General features: G+C 68.3%; 19 protein-coding genes. 2 read left to right on the forward strand and 17 right to left on the reverse strand.

What is annotated here, in order from left to right; translation table 11 throughout:
• Positions 1-10: 10 nt before the first annotated feature.
• From AC57B5_RS17180 to AC57B5_RS17205, 6 genes are read right to left on the reverse strand one after another with little or no spacing between them, the layout of a single operon-like run.
• Positions 11-973, reverse strand: coding sequence for a VOC family protein (locus AC57B5_RS17180; RefSeq protein ID WP_099735220.1), 963 nt, complete (start codon positions 971-973; stop codon positions 11-13).
• A gap of 11 nt (positions 974-984) precedes the next feature.
• Entirely contained in the window at positions 985-2,460 is a 1,476-nt protein-coding gene (locus AC57B5_RS17185) for an aldehyde dehydrogenase (protein ID WP_096914723.1), read from the reverse strand.
• 35 nt (positions 2,461-2,495) lie between these two features.
• On the reverse strand, positions 2,496-4,202 hold the full coding sequence (locus AC57B5_RS17190; protein ID WP_065348026.1) for a thiamine pyrophosphate-binding protein: 1,707 nt from the start codon (positions 4,200-4,202) through the stop codon (positions 2,496-2,498).
• A gap of 34 nt (positions 4,203-4,236) precedes the next feature.
• Positions 4,237-5,034 carry an SDR family oxidoreductase gene (locus AC57B5_RS17195; protein ID WP_047217882.1) on the reverse strand — a complete coding sequence of 266 codons (798 nt, stop codon included), beginning with the start codon at positions 5,032-5,034 and terminating at the stop codon, positions 4,237-4,239.
• Complete coding sequence (locus tag AC57B5_RS17200) at positions 5,027-5,920, reverse strand: IclR family transcriptional regulator (RefSeq protein ID WP_192367399.1); 894 nt, start codon at positions 5,918-5,920, stop codon at positions 5,027-5,029. The genes AC57B5_RS17195 and AC57B5_RS17200 overlap by 8 nt, the downstream gene beginning before the upstream one ends.
• A gap of 11 nt (positions 5,921-5,931) precedes the next feature.
• Positions 5,932-6,702, reverse strand: a complete 771-nt coding sequence (locus AC57B5_RS17205; protein WP_197944800.1) for an SDR family oxidoreductase — start codon at positions 6,700-6,702, stop codon at positions 5,932-5,934.
• Between the two features lie 832 nt (positions 6,703-7,534).
• Here AC57B5_RS17205 and AC57B5_RS17210 point away from each other — a divergent pair.
• Positions 7,535-7,810: a hypothetical protein gene (locus AC57B5_RS17210; protein WP_012202887.1), complete on the forward strand. Its 276-nt coding sequence runs from the start codon at positions 7,535-7,537 to the stop codon at positions 7,808-7,810.
• Positions 7,811-8,177: 367 nt separating this feature from the next.
• Here the strand turns inward: AC57B5_RS17210 and AC57B5_RS17215 are convergent, their stop codons facing one another.
• From AC57B5_RS17215 to AC57B5_RS17255, 9 genes are all read right to left on the reverse strand, one after another.
• Positions 8,178-8,933, reverse strand: coding sequence for a 5'-methylthioadenosine/adenosylhomocysteine nucleosidase (locus tag AC57B5_RS17215; RefSeq protein WP_088165838.1), 756 nt, complete (start codon positions 8,931-8,933; stop codon positions 8,178-8,180).
• 111 nt (positions 8,934-9,044) lie between these two features.
• Entirely contained in the window at positions 9,045-9,842 is a 798-nt protein-coding gene (locus AC57B5_RS17220) for an aspartate dehydrogenase (protein WP_486301014.1), read from the reverse strand.
• Between the two features lie 54 nt (positions 9,843-9,896).
• A complete protein-coding gene (locus tag AC57B5_RS17225) occupies positions 9,897-10,703 on the reverse strand; it encodes an IclR family transcriptional regulator (RefSeq protein WP_012202883.1) in 807 nt (268 codons plus the stop codon).
• Between the two features lie 22 nt (positions 10,704-10,725).
• A complete protein-coding gene (locus tag AC57B5_RS17230; RefSeq protein WP_496399987.1) occupies positions 10,726-11,556 on the reverse strand; it encodes an alpha/beta fold hydrolase in 831 nt (276 codons plus the stop codon).
• Between the two features lie 188 nt (positions 11,557-11,744).
• A complete protein-coding gene (locus AC57B5_RS17235; protein ID WP_012202881.1) occupies positions 11,745-12,275 on the reverse strand; it encodes a cupin domain-containing protein in 531 nt (176 codons plus the stop codon).
• 182 nt (positions 12,276-12,457) lie between these two features.
• Positions 12,458-13,654 carry an MFS transporter gene (locus AC57B5_RS17240; protein WP_496399988.1) on the reverse strand — a complete coding sequence of 399 codons (1,197 nt, stop codon included), beginning with the start codon at positions 13,652-13,654 and terminating at the stop codon, positions 12,458-12,460.
• A gap of 22 nt (positions 13,655-13,676) precedes the next feature.
• Positions 13,677-14,561 (reverse strand): NAD(P)-dependent oxidoreductase, encoded by an 885-nt coding sequence (locus tag AC57B5_RS17245; protein ID WP_016449823.1) that lies wholly within the window; start codon positions 14,559-14,561, stop codon positions 13,677-13,679.
• A 136-nt stretch (positions 14,562-14,697) separates the two neighbouring features.
• Complete coding sequence (locus AC57B5_RS17250; RefSeq protein ID WP_013804518.1) at positions 14,698-15,288, reverse strand: TetR/AcrR family transcriptional regulator; 591 nt, start codon at positions 15,286-15,288, stop codon at positions 14,698-14,700.
• An 81-nt stretch (positions 15,289-15,369) separates the two neighbouring features.
• On the reverse strand, positions 15,370-15,861 hold the full coding sequence (locus AC57B5_RS17255; RefSeq protein ID WP_016449824.1) for an Lrp/AsnC family transcriptional regulator: 492 nt from the start codon (positions 15,859-15,861) through the stop codon (positions 15,370-15,372).
• A gap of 143 nt (positions 15,862-16,004) precedes the next feature.
• On the opposite strand from AC57B5_RS17255, the gene AC57B5_RS17260 reads away from it, so the two are divergent.
• On the forward strand, positions 16,005-17,450 hold the full coding sequence (locus tag AC57B5_RS17260) for an L-lactate permease (RefSeq protein ID WP_496399989.1): 1,446 nt from the start codon (positions 16,005-16,007) through the stop codon (positions 17,448-17,450).
• A gap of 68 nt (positions 17,451-17,518) precedes the next feature.
• On the opposite strand, the gene AC57B5_RS17265 is transcribed toward AC57B5_RS17260, so the two are convergent.
• Both AC57B5_RS17265 and dkgB read right to left on the reverse strand, forming a co-directional pair.
• Positions 17,519-19,198: a long-chain-fatty-acid--CoA ligase gene (locus AC57B5_RS17265; RefSeq protein WP_099734856.1), complete on the reverse strand. Its 1,680-nt coding sequence runs from the start codon at positions 19,196-19,198 to the stop codon at positions 17,519-17,521.
• A gap of 158 nt (positions 19,199-19,356) precedes the next feature.
• A complete protein-coding gene (dkgB, locus tag AC57B5_RS17270) occupies positions 19,357-20,178 on the reverse strand; it encodes a 2,5-didehydrogluconate reductase DkgB (RefSeq protein WP_349613930.1) in 822 nt (273 codons plus the stop codon).
• Between the last annotated feature and the right edge of the window lie 50 nt (positions 20,179-20,228).

Genomic DNA, 20,228 nt, shown 5'->3' on the forward strand with positions numbered 1-20,228 from the left:
AGGCGCGGTCTCAATGCCGCTTGTCGGTGATGAATTTCCCGTCGCTGGTACCCACGCCCTTTTGGCGCCGGGTGTTGCCGTCGATGCCGCCATCGATGGCCCATTCGGCAAACACCGTGGGGCCGGGCTCGAACTCGCGCGGCTGCCAGTCGGCGGTGAGCTGGTCCTCGTCGGCGTAGTACTCGACCAGGGCGCCGGCCGGATTGCGGAAGTACCAGAAATAGGCCGAGGACACGGGATGGCGGCCCGGGCCCAGTTGGGTATCCCAGCCGCAGCGCGAGATGTGCATGCCGCCGCCGAAGACCTCGTGGATGTCGCGCACCGTGAAGGCCACGTGGTTCAGGCCCGCGTCCTTGGCCGGGCGCTGCAGCAGGAAGATGTCGTGGTGGCCGCCGTCAGGCGCGCAGCGCAGGAAGGCGCCGCGCTCGGGGTAGCGGTCCGAGGCCGCGAAGCCGAAGTTGTCCACGTAGAAGCGCTCGCAGGCCTGCACATCCTTAACGAAGAACACCACATGGCCGACCTCGATGGGCTGGGCGCGTTCGTAGGCGGGGCTGGCCTGGTTGACGCGGTCCTTGCGGTTCCAGGTGTTGTAGGCGGCGCCTTGCACATCCACATCACGCTTTTGCGTGACCTGCAGGCGCACGGACAGGCCGTTGGGGTCGGTGCAGCCTATGCGCCCCTGGCCCTGCGAGAAGCCCGGCAGCGCGGCGATGCGACCGGCGTACAGCGCCAGATCGGCCTCGCTTTCCACGCCCCAGACCACTTCGCGCAGCGTGGGGCCGGCCTCGATGGCGGGCGGCAGATCGGGATGGTCCACGGCGGCCACGATCACGCGGCAGCCGTTGAGGGTCTCGAACACCAGCCGGTCGTCCGCTTCCTGCACCAGCGCCAGGCCCCAGTCCAGGAAGAAGCGGCGGCAGGTGGCCAGGTCGTCCGCGCCGTAGGTGATTTCGTCTATGCCCAGTACGCTCATGTCGTGCTCCTTCAATTTGCCCAAGCGATGGGGCTCTCGTTCAAGCCCCAGTACATGCTCTTTTGCTCCATGTACTGCTGTATGCCCAGCCGTCCCTTCTCGCGGCCCAGGCCGCTGTCGCGCCAGCCGCCGAAGGGTGTGGAGATGGAGAACTGCTTGTAGGTGTTGATCCAGACCGTGCCGGCCTGCACGGCGCGGCCAATGCGCCAGGCGCTCTTGTAGTCGCGCGTCCAGATGCCGGCGGCCAGCGCGTAGACGCTGTCGTTGGCCTGGGCGAGCAGGTCGTCCTCGTTGTCGAAGGGCATGGCCACGAGCACGGGGCCGAAGATTTCCTGCTGGCAGATCTGCCAGTCGTTCTTCACGCCGTCGATGATGGTCGGGCGGTAGTAGTAGCCGCGCTCGAACTGCGCGCCCTCGGGCCGCTGGCCGCCCGTGAGCAGCCGGCCGCCCTCGGACAGGCCCAGGGCCACATAGCTCTCTATGGATTCGCGGTGCTTGGCGGTGATCAGCGGCCCCATCTGCGTGCGCTCGTCGGCCGGGTCGCCCACCTGCAGCGCGGCGGCCTTGGCCGTGAGGCGCTCCATGAATTCGGCATGCAGGCTGCGCGCCACGAACAGGCGCGAGCCCGCGATGCACGACTCGCCCGAGGAGCTGAAGATGCCGTAGAGCACGCCGTTGACGGCATGGTCGATGTCGGCATCGGCCAGCACCATGGTGGCCGACTTGCCGCCCAGCTCCAGCGAGACCGGCATCATCTTGTCGGCCGCGATGTGGGCGATGTGCTTGCCCGTGGACGTACCGCCCGTGAACGACACGCGCTTGACCAGCGGATGCTTGGTGATGGCATCGCCAATCACCGAGCCACGGCCCGGCAGCACGCTGACCAGGCCCTTGGGCACGCCGGCCTCTTCGCAGATCCTGGCCAGCTCCAGCGCCAGCAGCGGCGTGGCCTCGGCGGGCTTGACGACCACGGCGTTGCCGGCGGCCAGCGCGGGCGCCAGCTTTTGCGCCTCGCTGGCGATCGGCGAGTTCCACGGCGTGATGGCCGCCACCACGCCCATGGGCTCGTACACGCTCATGGTCATGAAGTCGCCGCGCGAGGGCGTGATGGTTTCCTCCATGGTCTCGCAGGCCGCTGCAAAGAACTGGAAGGTGGCGGCGGCGCTGGCCACCAGCATGCGTGTTTCCTTGATGGGCTTGCCGTTGTCCAGGCGCTGCAGCTGGGCCAGGGGCTCGGCGCGCTCGCGGATCAGCTGGGCCACGCGGTGCAGCACGGCCGCGCGCTCATGGGGCTTTTTCTGGGCCCAGCCGCTGGTGCGGAAGGCGTGGTCGGCCTTCTGGATGGCCTCCTCCACATCCTCCAGGCTGGGCGCGCGCAGGCGGCCCACCACTTCGCCGGTGGCGGGATAGAGCGTGGTGGATTCGCCACCGCCGCCCAGGCGCCATTCGCCGGCGATATTGATGGGGAGCAGTTCCAGGTTCGACATGGTGAGCCTCTCTCGTTCGTTCGAATCCAGCCGCCTCAGGCGGCCTTGGACGCCGTGGTGGTGGCCGGGATCTGGTCCAGCTTGTTCACGGGCGGGCCCGAGAACGTGGCCTTGAAGCTGCCGATGGCGCGCATGTCGATCTCCAGCAGGAAGGGGCCCTTCTTCGGCCAGGCCGAGGCCAGCACGGCGGGCAGCTCGTCAAGGTTCTGCACGCGGGCATGGGGCAGCTGGATGGAGGCGCACAGCTGCGCGTAGTCGGGCGTGTGCAGCTCCACATAGCAGCGGCGGCCGCCGTAGGAGGCGTCCTGGATGTTCTGGATCACGCCGTAGCGCTGGTCGTTCATCAGCACGATCAGGGTGTCGCACTCTTCCTGCACCAGCGTGGCCAGCTCGCCCAGGTTCAGGATGAAGCCGCCATCGCCCGCCAGGCCCAGCGTCTTGCGGCCCGAGCCGCTGACCGCCGCGCCCACGGCCGCGCCGATGGCCATGGGCATGCCCATGCCGATGCCGCCGCCCGTGGCGTGCACGCCCGCGTTGGGCTCGAAAAAGCGCAGCTCGCGGTTGCCCCAGGTGCTGTTGGAGACGGTCACGTCGCGCACCCAGTTGAAGTTGCGGCCCACGGCCTTTTGCAGCTCCTGCACCAGCACGCTGTACGGGCCCAGGCCGTCGCGCATGGTGGCCACGGCCTCGTCGTGCACCTGGCGCAGGTCGGCCAGCAGCTCGGGGTCGGCCTTGTAGCCGCGCGCCTCCAGCCGGTCTGCCAGGCCCGTCAGCGCCAGGGCCGAGTCGCCGCAGACAAAGCCGTCATCGGCGTAGCAGCGGCCCTGCTGGGCGGCGTCCACATCGATGCGCAGCAGCGGGCGCGGCAGCTTCAGTTCGTACTTCAGCGTCTCATTGCTGCGCAGGCGCGTGCCCACGGCCAGCATGGCGTCGCAGCGCTGGTAGAAGGCCTCCACGGGCTTTTGGATGTTGTAGGCGCCCAGCGAGGCCGGATCGTCCTCGGCCACGATGCCGCGGCCCTGGCCCGTGCTGACGATGCCGAAGCCCAGCGCCTTCAGGCGCTGCACGGCAGCGACTGCGTGGCGTGCGCCGCCACCCAGCCACAGCAGCGGGCGGCGCGCCTTGGCCAGCGTGTCGGCCAGCGCATCCAGCGATGCCTCGCTGGGTGCCAGCACGGCCACCGGCAGCGGCGACAGGTCGGCCGGCATGTCGATCACGGTCTGCTGGATGTCGATGGGAATCTCCACGCTCACCGGGCCGGTCGGCGCGGTCATGGCGGCCTGCACGGCGGCCTTCAGGGTGGACAGGCAGGTCTCGGCGCTGCGCACGCGGAACGCCGCCTTGGACACGGCGCCCAGCATGGTCAGCTGGTCGGGCGCCTCGTGGATGTACGACAGCTTCTGGTCCAGGTACTGCGTCTCGATCTGGCCCGTGATGTGCAGCAGCGGCGTGCCGGCCGTATAGGCCTCCACCAGGCTGCCCGCAATGTTGCCCGCGGCCGGGCCGGTGCTGGTGATGCACACGCCCAGGCTGGAGGTGGAACGCGCGCAGGCATCGGCCATGTTGCCGGCGCCGGCCTCGCCGCGCGCCATCACGAAGCGGACATGGCCGCGCGCATTCATCGCGTCCAGGATGGGCATGTTGTGGATGGAGATCACCCCGAACGCGGCCTGCACGCCGCAGTGTTCGAGGAACTGGGCCACAACGGCGCCGACGGTGATTTTGGATGCGGAAGAAGTCATGTTCTGCTTTGAATCGGGTGAAGGGGCTGAAGCACTACGCTTGCCGTGCAAGGCCACCGGAGACGTCGATGTGGCTGCCGGTCGTGTAGGAGGACAGGGGCGTGGCGAGATAGAAGATGGCGCGCGCGGCCTCGTCGGGCGAGCCCAGGCGGCCCAGCGGAATGGACTTCTTGCGGGCGAGGTCGGCGCTCCAGGCGTTCCAGTCCTGGCTGCGGTCCTCGCGCGCCTCGAAGCGGCGGCGCCACTGGCCGGACTCGATCAGGCCGACCAGGATGCCGTTGACGCGCACGCCCTTGGGCGCGAACTCGGTGGCCATGGAGCGCACCAGGTTCTTGAGGCCGGCGCGCGCGGCCGAGGTGGCCACCATGTGCGGCTCGGGCTGCGAGGCCAGCAGCGAATTGACGCAGACGATGGCCGGCTCAGCCGTGCGCTCGAGCTGCGGCAAAAAGGCGCGTGTGGGATGCAGCACCGAGAAGAACTTCAGGTGCAGCTCCTCGGTCCAGGCCGCATCGTCGGTGCTGGCAAACGTCGAGACCCGGCCCTGGCCCGCGTTGTTCACGAGGATGGAGGCCGGACCCAGCGCAGCCTCGCTGTCGCGCGCGAATTGCTGCACCTGGGCGGCGTCGAGCACGTCGCAGGCCTGGGCGAACAGGCGGGCCTCGGGATGGCGCCCGCGCAGCTGCTGCACGGCCTGCTCCAGGCGTTCGGCGCTGCGCCCGCACAGGGCGACACGCGCGCCCTGCGACAGCAGCAGATCGACCGTGGCCAGACCAATGCCCGAAGAGCCGCCGGTGACGACGGCCGTGGTGTCCTTGAGTTGGGAATCAAACATGGCCGCCTCCTGCGCGCCGGGAATTGAGGGAAAGCAGCTGTGCCGTCTGCGTTTGCGTTTGCGTTTGCGGGCGGTAGTTCAGCAGCTCGGACAGCTCGGCCGCCGCGTCGCAGACGCCGGCGATCAGGGTCTCGGCACGGCCCTCCTCCACATGGGGCGCGGGGACCGTCGTGCCCAGCGCCGCCACCACGCGGCCGCTGTGGTCGCGCACGGGGGCGGCGATGGTGCAGATGGAGCTTTCGTAGAAGCCCTCGCTGAACACATGGCCGCGCTCGCGGTCGGCCTCGACCAGGTTGAACAGGTCCAGCACCGTGCGCGGCGTCTTGGGCGTGTGCGCTTCCAGGTGCTCCTCGGGGTAGAGCGCGCGCAGCTCGGGCAGGGACAGGTCGCCCAGCAGCACGCGGCCCAGGGCCGTGGCATGGGCAGGCAGGCGCGTGCCCACACGCACCGAACTGGTCAGCGGCGTGGGCGGCGTCACCTTGGCCACGTAGACGATGGAGCGGCCATCGCGCACCACGATGTTGCAGGGATAGCGGATCTCGCCGCACAGCCGCGCGATCACGGGCTGGCCCAGCTCGGTCAGGTCCATGGACGACAGGAACTCGAAGCCCAGGCGCAGCACGGACAGGCCCAGCCGGTAGTCATTGCTGCCCTCGGCACGCTGCAGAAAGCCCATGGCCTCCAGCGTGTTGAGCATGCGGAAAATCGTGGCGCGCGGCAGTTGCAGGCGGCGGGCCAGCTCGGGCGCGCCCAGCGTGGCATTGCCGCGCCCGAACTCCTGCAGCAGGCGCAGGCCGCGCTCCAGCGCGGGCACCATGTACTTGTCGGCGCCGTTGTCCGCGCTCTCGGCGCTCTCGGCATTCCCGGAAGAGGGGGTGTCGGTCATGGCGAACCCCTTCAATTCATGACGAAGCCGCCGTTGACGGGCAGCACCTGCCCCGTCACGAAGCGCGCGCCATCGGACAGCGCATAGGCCACGGCGCCCGACACATCCTCGGGCCGCTGCTCGCGCTGCAGCGCGCGCTGGTCGATGTACAGGCGGTGGCGGTGCTCGGGCACGTACTCCGTGGCCTCCACCAGCACCAGGCCCGGCGCCACGGCGTTGATGGTGATGCCGTCGGCGCCCAGCTCGCGCGCCATGGAACGCGTCATGGCCATCACCGCGCCCTTGCTGGCCACATAGGCCATCAGGTTGGGGGCGCCCCACATCGCGGTGTCGGACGCCAGGTTGACGATGGCGCCCCGGCCGCTGTCGCGCAGCGCGGCGCGGCAGGCCCGCGTCATCAGCCACACGCCGCGCACGTTCACGTTCATCACCTGGTCCCACTTGGCCAGATCGATGTCGTCCATGCCCTTGCCGCCCGAATCGGTCACGGCCGCGTTGTTCACCAGGCCGTCCAGCCCGCCCAGCGCCTGCACGGCCTGCTGCGCGCAGCGCTCTATCGACTCCGGATTGCCGGCATCCAGCCCGAAGCCATGGGCCTCGAAGCCCTGCGCACGCAGCCGGGCCACGGACTCGGCCAGCAGCTCCTCGCGCAGATCGGCCATGGCGACACGCGCGCCCTGCTCGCAAAAGGCCTTGGCGAACGCAAAGCCCAGGCCGCGCGCCGAGCCTGTGACGAGGATGCGGCGGCCGGCAAGCTGGCCTGTGGAGGGCGTGGTGTTCATGGCGTACCTCAATCGAAGGGGGTTTGTGTCTGTTTCAAATTTGAAATGACACTTTTTTCTTGAAACAAGCGTGAGTTTAGGACTGATGGTTCGGGGTGGGATTGGGGAAAACACGGAGGCGTGTGGGAAATGGATGACAGAGGTGTGTCTGGGTGTGTGTTTTTCGGGGGCTTTTTTGATGCGTCCTTGATGCTTCCTTGGTCTGCTTTGGACGCATGCCCGGCCGGCGGGCAGAGGCCGGGTTTCGGCCCGGCGGCCGACCGACTTTCTTGCCGCGCGGCAAGAAAGTCGGCAAAGAAACGCGCCCAAATGCCCGCGACCCCTGCGCTTCGCTCCGGGGCGACCTGCGTCGTGGCGGTTGCGGGGTTCGCTGCGGAACTCGCTGCGTTCACTGCGTGAACTCCGCTCAGACAACCGCAGCGAGTCAGATGACGAAGCAGTCCTGTCCTTCGGCAGGACTGCAACCCCACAACCACCACGCCGCAGGCGCGTTCATACGGGGAGTGGATGCGGGCCGTCGCTTCGCTCGGCCTGGGGTTTGAGGCGGGGTTGTGGAATGCCTCTATGATTTCGGTGGCCCCCTGTTCCGGGGCTGGTGCTTGAAAACACCATCAACACACAGCGGCAGAGCCTCCCCGAAAGAGAGGCCTCGTCACGTCTGAACACTTGGACAGTGGGCATCGCACCCGCACGTCCACACGGTTTTGGATGGGATGGGGCTACCCGCAAGGCTGCCCGCACGTCTGTGTGCGTGTTTTCAACATCCCATCCACCCTTTCTGCGCTTGAAAACGCAGGTCGGGTGTTTCCGTCTCGCACAGGAGTACGAAAACATGAACGATCAGCGCACCGCTCTTCCCACGCGCGCCAGCTTCGAGCAACTGGCCCGCACCATCACCGACACCAATGGATGGGTACAGGAAGGCTGCAACGAAATATGGGCCCTGGCCCAACTTGTGTTGGCCAGCCTCAATGCACCAGAAGACTTGCGACGTCCGCAAGCCATGGCTCACGCACTGCGCGCCATCCGCGACGGCGCTGAGTCACTGGCCGACTATGTGCAAGGCGAAGCCAGAAGCGTAGGTTGCGACCACACTCAAAGCCCATAGCCACGAGTGCGGCCACATCCGGCCGAGCGCAGCGAAGGCCCGAGCAAACTCCCCGTATGTCAGCGCCTGCGTCGGGCCGCCTGCGGGGTTGCAAGCCTGCCGAAGGACAGGCTTGCTTCGTCATCTGACTCGCCGTGATTGTCTGAACGTAGCGCGCAGCGCGAAGTGAGTTTCACGGCGAACCCCGCAGGTGGCCCGACGCAGGTTGCCCCGTAGCGCAGCGAAGGGGTCGCGGACATTCGGGGTGCTTTTCTTTGCCTACTTTCTTGTAGCAAGACAAGAAAGTAGGTCGGCCGCCGGGCCGAAACCCGGCCTCGAAAAACACCCCCCCGGCAGGATCAAAAAACGCCCCCGCCAGGGTAAAAAATCAAACAGCAAGCCGCCGCAAAAACCCATCCACCACCCGCAACGCATACCGACTAGCCACCACCCTCACAAACTCCGCAAAGTCCACATGCGCACTGTCATCCGCCCGATCGGAAACCGTCCGCATGGCCGCAAACGGCACGCCATAGTCCAGGCAGGCCTGCGCCACGGCGGCGCCTTCCATCTCCACCGCCAGCACCTCATGCCCTGCAGCACGCAGGCCCTGCGCCAGCGCGGAAGAGGCGCCCGCCGTGCCCACGAACTGGTCACCGCTGGCAATCAGCCCCTGGTGCGCGCGCGGCGCCGTGGTGGCGTGGGCGGCGCGCAGGTCTTCGCCCGCCTCGGCCACGCAGGCCTGGGCGGCGGCCAGCAGCGCGGCGGTCATTTCGGGGTCGCAGGGCAGGCGAGTGCGTCCGTAGCCGGGCATTTCCCAGCGCGGGAAGATGGGCGAAGCGTCCAGGTCGTGCTGCAGGTATTCGTCGGCCACGACGACATCGCCCACGCGCACGCCTTCGCCCAGGCCGCCGGCGACGCCGGTGAAGGCGATGCGGCGCACGCCGAAGCGCTCGATCAGCGCCGTGGCCGTGGTGGCCGCCGCCACCTTGCCTATGCCCGACAGCGCGCAGACCACGTCGTGCCCATGCAGGCGCCCGCGCCAGAACATGCGGCCGGCGTGGGCCGTGCCCTGGGCGTCGGACATGGCATGGACCAGGCCTTCCTGTTCCTGCGGCAGGGCACTGAGGATGGCGATGGTCATGGTGGCTTCTCTTTCAACGTTTCAACGGCACAGGCAAAAAGCAAAGGCGGCCCGGGGGCCGCCTGCGGGGCGAAAGCGCCCATTGTGCCGCGAGCCTGTGCGCGGTGCGGCTCAGATGGCGATGGCCGTGGCCTGGTTGAGCACGGCGCGCACCACGCTGTAGACGGTGAGGGCCGAGGTCTTGGGGTTGGCCTCCAGCGGCTTGCCGCGCATGGTCAATTCCATGGAACCGAAGGCGCCGCGCGCGGCCACATGGTGCACGTTTTCGTCCACGGCCGGGTCGGCGTACAGGCGCACCGTGGTGCGGTCCAGGCCCATGCCGGCCAGCGACAGGGTGGCGGCCACGTTGGCGTTCTTGGGGTAGAGCTGGGCGGCCTCGCGCGCGCTGCCTTCGAAGATGCAGAAGGCTTCCTTGAGGCTGGCGAGGTCGCAGCGCTGTTCTGCGGGCGTGCCGGTCCAGGCCAGGGGCGGCTTGCGGCCGGTGTAGACCACTTCGTCCAGGCCGCCGATGCGCGCGGCGGCCAGCGCATCCACGCCGCCGATGGCGCCCGACAGCAATTGCACCTGGGTGCCTCCGGCCTCGGCCGCGGCCTGCACGGCCTCGGCCATGCCGGGGGCGCTGAGTGCGCCGATGGAGGCCACGACGGCAGGAATGCCGCGCCGCAGGGCGGGCAGCACATGCTCCTCGATGGCGGCATGGCCCGCGCACTCCACGATGAGGTCGGGCCGGTCTTCGGCCGCCAGCGCAGGCAGTGCGCGCGCCTGGGGCGCATGCCGGGCCAGGGTGGCGCGCACGGCGTCCGTCACTTCGGGCACAAGCACCCAGCCCACCTGCACCGCGGCATGGCCCTTGAGCAGTTCGAGCACGCTGGCGCCAATCGCACCGCAGCCAATCACAGCAATATTCATCGTCATTTCTTTCTGAGCAAGAACGCGCTGAAGGCCGGTGGGAGCACCAGTTCCTCAGCGCAGAAAACCAGGATGCTGGGTGCGCAGGTGGCCCGTCAGTTCGACGGCGGCCTCGCGCACCTGTTCCACCCAGTGCGCCATGCGCCCGGGTGCGATTTCGGTAAAGGCCACGGCCATGCCCAGGCCCGCGATGATGCGGCCCTGCGCATCGCGCACGGGCGCGGCAATGCTGGAGACGCCGGGCTCGTAGAAGCCCTCGCCCATGGCGTAGCCGCGCTCGCGGTCCTGCAGCAGCAGCTGCTGCAGTTGCTGCACGTCGCGCGGCGTGCTTTCCGAGAATTGCGGCAGCTCGCTGCCGCCGAAGAGTTCGCGCAGCTGGTCTGCGTCCATGTCCTGCAGCAGGGCGCGGCCCAGCACGGTGGCATGGGCCGGCAGGCGCGAGCCCACGCGCACGGCGCCCTGGAAGGCGCCGGCCGGCGCGATGCGCGCCACGTAGACCACGGAGGTGCCGTCCAGCAGCGCCAGGTTGGTGGTGAAGCCCAGGCGCTCGCACAGCGCCTGCAGCACGGGCTCGGCCAGCTGGGCCAGCGGCTGGGTGGACAGGTAGTCGTAGCCCAGGCGCAGCACGGACAGGCCCAGCCGGTACTCGGTGCCCGAGCGTTGCAGATACCCCATGTTCTCCAGCGTCGTCAGCATCCGGAACACCGTGGAACGCGGCAGCGCCAGGGTGCGCGCCAGGTCGGGCGCGCTCCACACGGGCTGCGAAGGCGTGAAGCAGGCCAGCAGGCGCAGGCCGCGCTCCAGCGCGGGGACGGTGTAGCGGTCGTTGTCGTTCGAGAGGGTTTCGGAGGTGTCGCTCATCGCAATTCGGGCCGGTAGGCCATCAGGTCAGCAGGGTGGCCAGCCTCTGTGCGACATCCGCAGGTTGTTCGACGACAGAGGCATGGCCGGCTGCCGCAAGCGTAACGTACCGCGCGCCCAGCCTTGCGGCCCAGGCCGCGCAGGCAGCGGGCGGCGTGACCACGTCGTGCTCTCCCACCCAGACCTCGACCGGCATGGCCAGTTGCCCCGCCGCCTGCCCCAGGTCACTGCTGCACAGCAGCTCCACGGCCTGGGCGTAGCCGGCAGCATGCAGGCGCGCCGTGTTCCAGCGCACCCATTGGCGCACGGGCTCGGGCGCGGCGGGCGAGACCAGGCGCTGGTCGATGGCGGCGGCCAGGCCTTCGATGCCTTTTTCCTGCAGGGCCGCAAGACGGCCCTGGCGTACCTTGGCCTGCTGCTCGCCCATGCCGGGTGCGCCATAGCCGCCAGCGGGGCTGATCAGCACCAGTTGCTGCACGCGCCCGGCGCCGGCCTGCACCGCCCAGGGAGTGCCCATGAGCGCGCCCAGCGAGTGGCCCACCAGCAGGCAGCGGCGCACGCCCAGCGCCTGCAGCGACTGCTCCAGCACGCGGGCGTAGTCGGCGCCCGTGGGCGCGGCGGATGCCAGCAGCGTGGAGCGGCCATAGCCGGGCGCGTCCCAGGCCAGCACACGCGTGCGCGGCGCCAGCTCCAGGGCCACGTCCAGCCAGGAGGCGGCGCCCGAGCTGATGCCGTGCAGCATCACCACGGCAAAGTCCGAGGCCGTGTCGCCGGCCTCGCGCCAGGCGGCCTGAGCGCCACCGGGCAGGGCGATGAGATGTTCGGGGAACTGCGCCTGAAGGCGCTGCTCCATGCATGCTGTTACCGAGGGGGTCATTTCAGTTATCCATGGCGATGGCATGGCCCTTCAGCCATGAGACTGGCACGATCCAAGCCAGGGGCAGCAGGCAAGGGCCTGCGCCGGCTGCACCGCCCCGCCGCGAGGCTGTCGTCCCCCTTTCAAGGGGGAAGGCGCGAAGCGCCTCAGGGGGTGCTCCATTTCTAACGTTTGATTTTTGCCAGGGGGTGTTCTGGGGGATAGGTGGGCGTGATGGGCTTCTTGGCGCCCAGCATCACGCACATCAGCGCGTCTTCGTCGCCGATGTTGATTTCCTCGCGGTACACGCCGGGCGGCACGGAGACCACGTCGCGGTCGGTGAGGATGGTCTCGAAGCGCTGGCCGTCCTTCTCCAGCACGAGCTTGAGCTTGCCGCGGATCAGGAAGAAGACTTCCTCCACATCGGTGTGCAGGTGCGAGGGTCCTTCATTGCCGGCCGGGATGACCATGGTGGAGAAGGTGAAGTTCTCGGACGGGATGGTGTTGCTGTCCGCAGCCACGCCCGTGCCGCCCGTGCCGATGTAGCGCATCTGGCCACGGCGGTACTTGGGGTCGAAGTCGGCCTGGAACTTCAGCGCGTCGAAGTCGTACTTGCGCGTGGAAAACCGCGCCACGCGCGATTCCATCCATTGTTCGAAGCTGGAGCCTTCGGGCTGGTCCCAGGTGCGGGGCGTGTTCTGAGCGGATTCGGACATGTGTCTCTCCATCAACGTCGGTGGATCATGGCGGGGAAGGCGCCATTTGTTTTATCCATGAATCACAGTTCATGGGGTAAAACAATTATAGGAAGATTGATCGCACGCAACAAGGGCCACATGCGCAGCGGCATGTGGCCCCTTTGCTGCCCGTCTGTTGAGGGAACAGCGATGGCGGTGCCTCAGGCAGCCATGCTGCGCCGCCCAGGCCGAAAGCCCGCCTGGCTGGCCGGCCAGACCACGGACAGGCAGGCCAGCGCCAACACCACCAGAGCCCAGGGCAAGGCGGAGGCACCCCGCCAGCCCAGCAGCAGTCCGCCGGCCACGCCGCCGCTCGCCACGGCCAGGTTGAAGACCGTCACCAGCATGGACTGGGCCACGTCGGCGCCCTCGCCTGCCGCGTCGGCCAGCGCGGTCTGCAGCAGCGTGGGTGCGCCGCCAAAGCTCAGGCCCCAGGCAGCAACCCCGATCAGAACGGCCACGGCCGACTGCCCGGCCAGGCCCAGCACCAGCGCAGACACGGCGAACAAGGCAAGGCTCAGCACGGTGAGCGCGCGCAACCAGCGGTCCACCAGCAGGCCCGTGAGCCAGATGCCGGCAATGGCCGCAAGGCCGAACAGCAGCAGCACCCCATCCACCCTTTGCCCCAGCCCTGCAGAGACCAGGAAAGGCGCGATGAAGGTGTAGAGCATGTTGTGGGCCAGCATCCAGCCGAACAGCGCCAGCAGCACGGGGCGCACGCCGGGCACGAGCAGGATGCGCGCCACGGGCTGGCGTTGGTGTGCCGTCTGCCCGGCGTAATCGGGCACACCCAGCCGCACCCAGGCCAGCAGCAGCAGGCACAGCGCCGACAGCGCCCAGAACACGCCGCGCCAGTCGAACAGGCTGCCCAGCCAGGCGCCCAGCGGCACGCCGGCCGCCAGGGCCAACGGCTGGCCCACACCCGCCACGGCCAGTGCACGCCCCTGCAGATGCGGCGGCACCATGCGCCGCGCATAGCCGGCCACCAGCCCCCAGATCACGCCGGCAGCCATGCCTGCGGCAAAGCGGGCGACCAGGGTCAGGCCGTAGTGGCCGGACAGCGCGGTGAGGCTGTTGAACAGCAGCAGCCCGCCCACCGCCGCCATGAACAGCGGCCGGCGCCTGAGCCCGCGCGTGGCGGCCACGACGGGAATGGCGGCCAGTACCGAACCCAGCGCGTACAGCGTGACCATCTGGCCGGCCATGGCTTCGGACACTGCCAGTCCCGTGCCGATCTGCGGCAGCAGGCCGGCCGGCAGGGTCTCGGTCATGATGGCCAGAAAGCCTGCCATCGCCAGGGCCAGCAGCCTGCCCAGCGGCAGGCCCGTGTCGCCGGAGGTGTCCATGGGCTGGTTCATTGCCTTGTCCTCGCTGCGCATCTCAGGCATGGGAGGCTGGATGGGATGCCAGGTGGGATGCCGCCATGTCCTTGTCGCCATGCCCGGCGGCCAGCGCGCGCTCGAAGCGGCGCAGCCCGGCCTGGGCGCCATCCAGCAGCAGGCCTGCGCCGGCGGCGGCATCGGCCACCAGTTGCGCGTCCTTGACGGCATTGGCCACGGTGAAGCTGGCGTCGTAGCGGCCTGACAGCATGGCAGCGGCCTTGGCCTGGAAGAAGCCGCTGTCCATGGGCCCGCCCGTGACGGCATCGACCACCAGGGCCGGCTCTATGTCCAGCCCCTTGGCCAGCGCCAGGCTTTCGGCCAGGCCATGCGTGAGTGCGAAGGCCCAGTGGTTGAGCGCCAGCTTGAGCCGGCTGGCGGCGCCTGCCTGCTGCGCAATCCACAGGCTGCGTTTGCCAATGGCATCGAACACCGGCTGCACCTGGCCGCGCTGCGCCAGCGGGCCTGCGGCCAGGATGACCAGCTGGCCCTGCTCGGCCGGCTGGCGCGTGCCCTGCACGGGGCAGTCGTAGAACACCAGGCCATGCCGATCGGCGAATTGCGCCAGCGGCGCGATGGCGTCCACACCCACCGTGCTCAGTTGCAGCCACAGTGTGCCCGGCTGCAATGCTGGCGCTGCAGCCTGCATGGCCTGCAGCACGGCCGGCCCGTCCTTGAGCACAGTGACGACGATGCGGGCGCCACGCACGGCGTCGGCCGCATCGCCGCAGGCCTGAACGCCGTCGGCCGCAAGGGCCTGGGCCTTGGCGGCCGTCCGGTTCCAGGCGCGGACGGTGAAGCCCTTGCGTTGCAGGTTGCGCGCGACGGGCGCACCGATCAGGCCCGTGCCGAGCACGGCAATGGTGGTTTGAAGGTTTGAATGCATGGGAACTCCAAGGTGATGAGAGAGTGAAACAGACACGGAAAACTGAAATCCGGATTACTGGAACGATCATTCCAATTCAAGGAAAATAAAAACCCGCAACGGCACGACATGCGCGCGGCGGGTGGCGGGTGGCCGGCTACTGCGCCTGCAGCGCCATGTCGACCACGTCGACCACGTCCATCAGGCACTGGCGGCGCTGCGGCGCGCTGCTTCCCTTGCCCAGCACGCGCAGGCCCTGCACGGTGTTCAGGACGAAGCGCGCCAGGGCACGCGGCTTTTTGCTGTCGGTGATGTCGCCTTCCTGCTGGCCGCGCAGGATGAGCTTTTCCAGCGCCTTTTGCAGGCGCTGGAAGTTGCCGGCCACCCTCTCGGCCACGGCCTCGTCATGGCCGGCCAGCTCCAGCGCGGCATTGGCGACCAGGCAGCCACGGCGCCCGGCATCGCTCAATTCGTCCTGCACGATGCGCAGCAGCAGCTGCCGCACCAGGTCCCGGGCGCGCCCCGGGCCGGACAGCAGTTCCACGTTGGAGGTGGTCACGGCCTCATAGCGGCGCAGCGCATGCTGGAACAGCCCCTGCTTGTTCTCGAAGGTGCCGTACAGGCTGCTGCGCGACAGGCCCGTGCCGTCCACCAGGTCCTGCACCGAGGTGGCCGCGTAGCCGCGCTGCCAGAACACCTGCATGGCGGCGTCTGCAATGTCATCGGGGTCGAAGTCCTTGGTGCGCATGGTGGCTCATTGAATTGGAACGATCATTCCACTCAATGTAGGCGGCCGTTCCGCGGCTGTCAAGATTGCGCCAAAGGGCCTTCACTCGCAGGGAATTTCCAGCCCGACCTTCACGCGGTCCAGCGCCACGATGGTCTTGAACCATTTGACGTTGGGGTTCTCGGCGAAAAGGCGCCGCGCCAGGGCCTCGTACTCCTGCATGGTGGCCACGGTGAGCACGAGCACGAAGTCCACCTCGCCCGTGACGTAGTAGCACTGCTGGACCTCGGGCACGGCGAAGTGCGACTTCATGGCGTTGAGCGCGTCGATGCTGGTGCGCTCGGTCATGACCTCCACGATGATGGTGATGGGCCGGCCCACGCGCGTGGGGTCCACGGTGGCGGCCTGGCCGGTGATCACGCCTTCGGCCTGCATGCGCTTGAGGCGGCGCTGCACGGCGGCCGTGGACAGGTTGACCTGCTCGGCCAGCAGACGCAGCGGCACCGTGCTGTCGCGCTGGACGATGGCCAGGATGGCGCGGTCGAAGCCGTCCAGGTCGGCCAGGTGAGCAGGGTGGGCGGTGTGCTTGGTCATGGGAAGCGAGGACTTTTGGAGGGTGAGAAATTTTCTCGCAAACACCCCCAATTCAGAGACCAAAAAACAGGTGCCGCGAAATAGTATTTCGTCGTTTTCCGCATCCAACGCATGCGGACCTGCCTGCCGAGAAAGCCCATCCCATGGCCACCCTGCTCCACCTGTCTCCCGTGTTTCTTGTGATGTCCATGCTCATGGTCTTGCGCCGCCCGCCTGTGCAGGCGGCCATGGCCGGGGCGGCGCTGGTCGCCCTGCTGTGGCTGGTCGATGCCTGGATGGCGACGGGCACCGCCGCTTCCGGCGCCGCCCTGGCCGCAGCGCGCGACACGGGCGTGCTGTTCCTGAGCACGGCCTTCGTGATCGTGCCGGGCCTGGGCTTTGTGATCCTCATCGAACGCATGGGCGTGAACCAGGCGCTGAGCCAGTGGGTGCGCTCGCTGGGCCTGGGGCCGGCCGATCAGGTGGTGTTCATCGTGCTGGGCCTGGCGCCGCTGCTGGAGGCGATGACGGGCTTTGGCGTGTCGCTGATCGCCACCGTGCCGCTGCTGCTGAGCCTATTCGAGCGGCGCGCCGCACTGCGCATGGCGCTGGCGGGCATGGCCATCATGCCCTGGGGCACGCTGGGCCTGGCCACGGTGATCGGAGCCTCGCTGGCCCATGTGGATGCGGCGGCGCTGGCCGCTGTGTCCTCGCTGACCAGCGCGCCGGTGTTCCTGGTGCTGGGTGCCCTGTCCCTGCAGCTGGCAGGCGAGCGCGGTGCGCGGGCCTGGCTGCTGCTGGGCGGCTTTGGCCTGCTGTTCGTGGGCGTGCTGCATGGCATCAGCCGCTGGCTGGGTCCCGAGGTGGCGGGCGTGGGCGCAGGCTTTGCAGTGGCGCTGGGCATGCTGGTGCGTGCCCTGCGCATGCGCGGCCGTGACCAGGCGGCACCCGGCTGGCCGCGACAGGCCTGGCCGTATCTGGCGCTGGCCCTTGCCATCGTGCTGCTCAAGCTGCTGGCCCTGGCCACGCAGTGGGACCAGCGCTGGATCGTGCAGGGCGCCCAGGTGGCCTGGAAGCCGCTGGCCTCCCCGGGCGTGGCGCTGACCCTGGTGCTGGGCCTGCTGCTGGTGCGCGGCGCCGGCAGCGGCATCCCACTGGCCGGTGCGCTCACCGCCCGCGCCAAGCGCCCGCTGCTGACCATCTTCTTCTTCCTGGCGATGTCCCAGATGATGGTCAAGGCCGGATTCCTGGCCGGCCTGGTGCAGCTGCTGGCCGAGCTGGCGCCCGCTGCCCTGGCGCCCATCGTGGCGGCCTTCGGCGCGCTGGCCGGCTACATGACGGGCTCCAACGTGGGCGGCAACGCGATCTTCATGCCCGCCATCGCCCTGCTGCCCGAGTCCTCGCGCCTGCTGCTGGCCGCCGTGCACAACAGCGCCGCCGGGCATGCGGCACTGGGCTCTTTGTCCATCGTGATGCTGATGCTGGGCCTGGCACGGACCAATGCCCAGGAAGAAGGCGAGCTGGTGCGCTTCGGCTTTGCGCTGGCCTGCGTCAATGCGGCGGCCGTGGCACTGGCGGCGCTGGTCCTGGCGGGGCTGGGCATGTTCTGAAGACGTGTTCCTTTCCAATGAAAAGAGGCGCCGCAGCGCCTCTTTGCAAACACGGCAAGCCGCCCGCGTTACTTGCTGTCGCGCAGCTCCCGGCGCAGGATCTTGCCCACCGGGGTCTTGGGCAGTTCGGTGCGGAACTCGATCACGCGCGGCCGCTTGTAGCCCGTGAGGTTGTCGTGGCAGAAGTCGCGCACGGCCTGTTCGGTGAGGCTGTCGTCCTTGCGCACGATGACCAGCTTGACGGCCTCGCCGGTCTTCTCGTCGGGCACGCCGACCACGGCGCATTCGAGCACGCCGGGGCAGTTGGAGACCACGTCCTCCACTTCATTGGGATAGACGTTGAAGCCGCTGACCAGGACCATGTCCTTCTTGCGGTCCACGATCTTGAAGTAGCCGCGCTCGTCCATGGTGCCGATGTCGCCGGTGCGGAAATATCCGTCGGCGGTGAAGACCTTGGCGGTTTCGTCGGGGCGCTGCCAGTAGGCGGCCATGACCTGCGGGCCCTTGATGGCCAGTTCACCGCGCGCGCCCAGTTCGGTCACGTCGTTGCCGTCGTCATCGACCAGCTTGAGATAGGTGCTGGGCAAGGGCACGCCGATGGTGCCCGAGAACTCGGTGGAGGTGACCGGGTTGCAACTGACCGTGGGGCTGGTCTCCGACAGGCCATAGCCCTCGCAGATGGGGCAGCCGGTCTTTTGCAGCCACAGCTGGGCCACGGCGCTTTGCACGGCCATGCCGCCGCCGACCGAGACCTTCAGGTGCGACCAGTCCACGGTGTTGAAGTCCGGGTGGTTGGCCAGGCCGTTGAACAGCGTGCTCACGGCGGGAAAGCTGTGAAAGCGCTGCGTGGACAGCTGCTTGAGCGTGGCCTTGAGGTCGCGCGGGTTGGGGATCAGGATGGTCTTTCCGCCCGTGCGCATGGACAGCATCATGTTCACCGTGAAGGCGAAGATGTGGTACAGCGGCAGCGCGCAGATGCTGGTGGGCTGCTCGCCGGCCGGCACCTTGCCCATGGCGGGCTGGTTCCAGGCCTCGGACTGCAGCACGTTGGCGATGATGTTGCTGTGCAGCAGCACCGCGCCCTTGCTCACGCCCGTGGTGCCGCCCGTGTACTGCAGCAGGGCCATGTCGGAGGCCTGCAGCTGCGGCGCCTGGAAGGGCGAGCGCATGCCCTTGGCCAGCGCGTCGTTGAAGCGCACGGCCCCCGGCAGCGAGAACGGCGGCACCAGCTTCTTGACCTTGCGCACCACGTAATTGACGATGGCGCCCTTGAGCATGCCCAGCTGGTCGCCCATGGTGCACAGCACCATGTGCTGCACGGGCGTGGCGGCCTTGCAGGCCTGCAGCGTATGGGCGAAGTTCTCGATGATGACGATGGCCTTGGCGCCCGAGTCCTTGAGCTGGTGCTCCAGCTCGCGCGCCGTGTACAGCGGGTTGACGTTGACCACGACGAAGCCCGCACGCAGCACGGCGGCCACGGCCACGGGGTACTGGGGAATGTTGGGCATCATCAGCGCCACGCGGTCGCCGCGGGCCAGGCCCAGGCTCTGCAGATAGGCGGCGAAGGCGCGGCTTTGCGCATCGACCTGCGAGTAGGTCAGCTCCTTGCCCATGAAGGAATAGGCCACGCGGTCCGCGTAGCGGCTGAAGGCCTCCTCCATCAGGGCCACCAGCGAGGGGTATTGGGAGGGATCGATGTCGGCGGGCACACCTGCCGGATAGGCACCCAGCCATGGGCGGTCACTCATGCTGCTCGTCTCCTGGTTTCTCGATTGAACGTGCATTCTCATAAAAAGCACGGTCGTTCGATACTGTGATAACCCTAGTACTACCCCTAGGGTCACCATTGCGTTGCTCCAGGTCAAAGCCCGCAGGGCCGCGCAGGCCCCCGATCACAGCCCCCCGTTCAATCCCAGGCGGGAGCCAGGCCGTCAGGGCTGACCTGGCGGTCGCCGCGTTCCAGCGCGGCGATGCGCTGCATGTCTTCGGCGCCCAGCACCAGCTGGCAGCTGTCCAGGTTGGCCTGCAGGTGGGCGCGCTGGGTGGACGAGGGAATGACGGCATAGCCCATGGCCATGGCCCAGGCCAGCGCCACCTGGGCGGGCGTGGCGCCGTGGGCGGTGGCGATGTCGGCCAGCACGGGATCGGCCAGCAGCTTGCCGTAGCCCAGCGTCATGTACGAGGTGGTGTGAATGCCCTGCTGGCGTGCGAAGTCGGTGACGGCACGGTTTTGCAGATAGGGGCTCAGTTCGATCTGGTTGGTGGCGATGTTCGCGGCGCCCACGGCGGCGATGGATTGCTGCAGCAGCGCGATGTTGAAGTTGGAAACGCCGATGTGGCGCGTCAGCCCCTGCTCCCTGGCGCGCATGAGGGCGCCCAGGCTGTCCTCCAGCGGCACGCTGCGCGAGGGCCAGTGGATCAGCGTCAGCTCCACATGGTCGGTGCGCAGGGCTTCAAGGCTGCGCTCCAGGCTGGGGATCAGCGCGTCGGCGGACAGGTTCTCGGTCCAGATCTTGGTGGTGAGGAAGAGCTGATCGCGCGGCACGGCGCTGGCGGCGATGGCGGCACCCACATCGGCCTCGTTGCCGTAGATCTGGGCGGTGTCGATGGCGCGGTAGCCCACCTCCAGGGCCTGGCCCACGGAGTGGCGCACCACCTCATCCTTGAGACGGAAGGTGCCCAGGCCGAACGCGGGCACCACGGAAGCGAGAGAGGCAGTCGATGTCATGCAGGTCTTTCAAAAAAGCAAACAAGGCGCGGAACCACGCCCCGAAGACT

This window comes from Delftia sp. BGA-UO-ETr-SB1, assembly GCF_059567865.1.

What these genes read in the sequence shown, in the direction of transcription:
- AC57B5_RS17180 (WP_099735220.1), bottom strand. Translation starts at nt 973, where the DNA reads ATGAGCGTACTGGGCATAGACGAAATCACCTACGGCGCGGACGACCTG.
- AC57B5_RS17185 (WP_096914723.1), bottom strand. Translation starts at nt 2,460, where the DNA reads ATGTCGAACCTGGAACTGCTCCCCATCAATATCGCCGGCGAATGGCGC.
- AC57B5_RS17190 (WP_065348026.1), bottom strand. Translation starts at nt 4,202, where the DNA reads ATGACTTCTTCCGCATCCAAAATCACCGTCGGCGCCGTTGTGGCCCAG.
- AC57B5_RS17195 (WP_047217882.1), bottom strand. Translation starts at nt 5,034, where the DNA reads ATGTTTGATTCCCAACTCAAGGACACCACGGCCGTCGTCACCGGCGGC.
- AC57B5_RS17200 (WP_192367399.1), bottom strand. Translation starts at nt 5,920, where the DNA reads ATGACCGACACCCCCTCTTCCGGGAATGCCGAGAGCGCCGAGAGCGCG.
- AC57B5_RS17205 (WP_197944800.1), bottom strand. Translation starts at nt 6,702, where the DNA reads ATGAACACCACGCCCTCCACAGGCCAGCTTGCCGGCCGCCGCATCCTC.
- AC57B5_RS17210 (WP_012202887.1), top strand. Translation starts at nt 7,535, where the DNA reads ATGAACGATCAGCGCACCGCTCTTCCCACGCGCGCCAGCTTCGAGCAA.
- AC57B5_RS17215 (WP_088165838.1), bottom strand. Translation starts at nt 8,933, where the DNA reads ATGACCATCGCCATCCTCAGTGCCCTGCCGCAGGAACAGGAAGGCCTG.
- AC57B5_RS17220 (WP_486301014.1), bottom strand. Translation starts at nt 9,842, where the DNA reads ATGAATATTGCTGTGATTGGCTGCGGTGCGATTGGCGCCAGCGTGCTC.
- AC57B5_RS17225 (WP_012202883.1), bottom strand. Translation starts at nt 10,703, where the DNA reads ATGAGCGACACCTCCGAAACCCTCTCGAACGACAACGACCGCTACACC.
- AC57B5_RS17230 (WP_496399987.1), bottom strand. Translation starts at nt 11,556, where the DNA reads ATGGAGCAGCGCCTTCAGGCGCAGTTCCCCGAACATCTCATCGCCCTG.
- AC57B5_RS17235 (WP_012202881.1), bottom strand. Translation starts at nt 12,275, where the DNA reads ATGTCCGAATCCGCTCAGAACACGCCCCGCACCTGGGACCAGCCCGAA.
- AC57B5_RS17240 (WP_496399988.1), bottom strand. Translation starts at nt 13,654, where the DNA reads ATGAACCAGCCCATGGACACCTCCGGCGACACGGGCCTGCCGCTGGGC.
- AC57B5_RS17245 (WP_016449823.1), bottom strand. Translation starts at nt 14,561, where the DNA reads ATGCATTCAAACCTTCAAACCACCATTGCCGTGCTCGGCACGGGCCTG.
- AC57B5_RS17250 (WP_013804518.1), bottom strand. Translation starts at nt 15,288, where the DNA reads ATGCGCACCAAGGACTTCGACCCCGATGACATTGCAGACGCCGCCATG.
- AC57B5_RS17255 (WP_016449824.1), bottom strand. Translation starts at nt 15,861, where the DNA reads ATGACCAAGCACACCGCCCACCCTGCTCACCTGGCCGACCTGGACGGC.
- AC57B5_RS17260 (WP_496399989.1), top strand. Translation starts at nt 16,005, where the DNA reads ATGGCCACCCTGCTCCACCTGTCTCCCGTGTTTCTTGTGATGTCCATG.
- AC57B5_RS17265 (WP_099734856.1), bottom strand. Translation starts at nt 19,198, where the DNA reads ATGAGTGACCGCCCATGGCTGGGTGCCTATCCGGCAGGTGTGCCCGCC.
- dkgB (WP_349613930.1), bottom strand. Translation starts at nt 20,178, where the DNA reads ATGACATCGACTGCCTCTCTCGCTTCCGTGGTGCCCGCGTTCGGCCTG.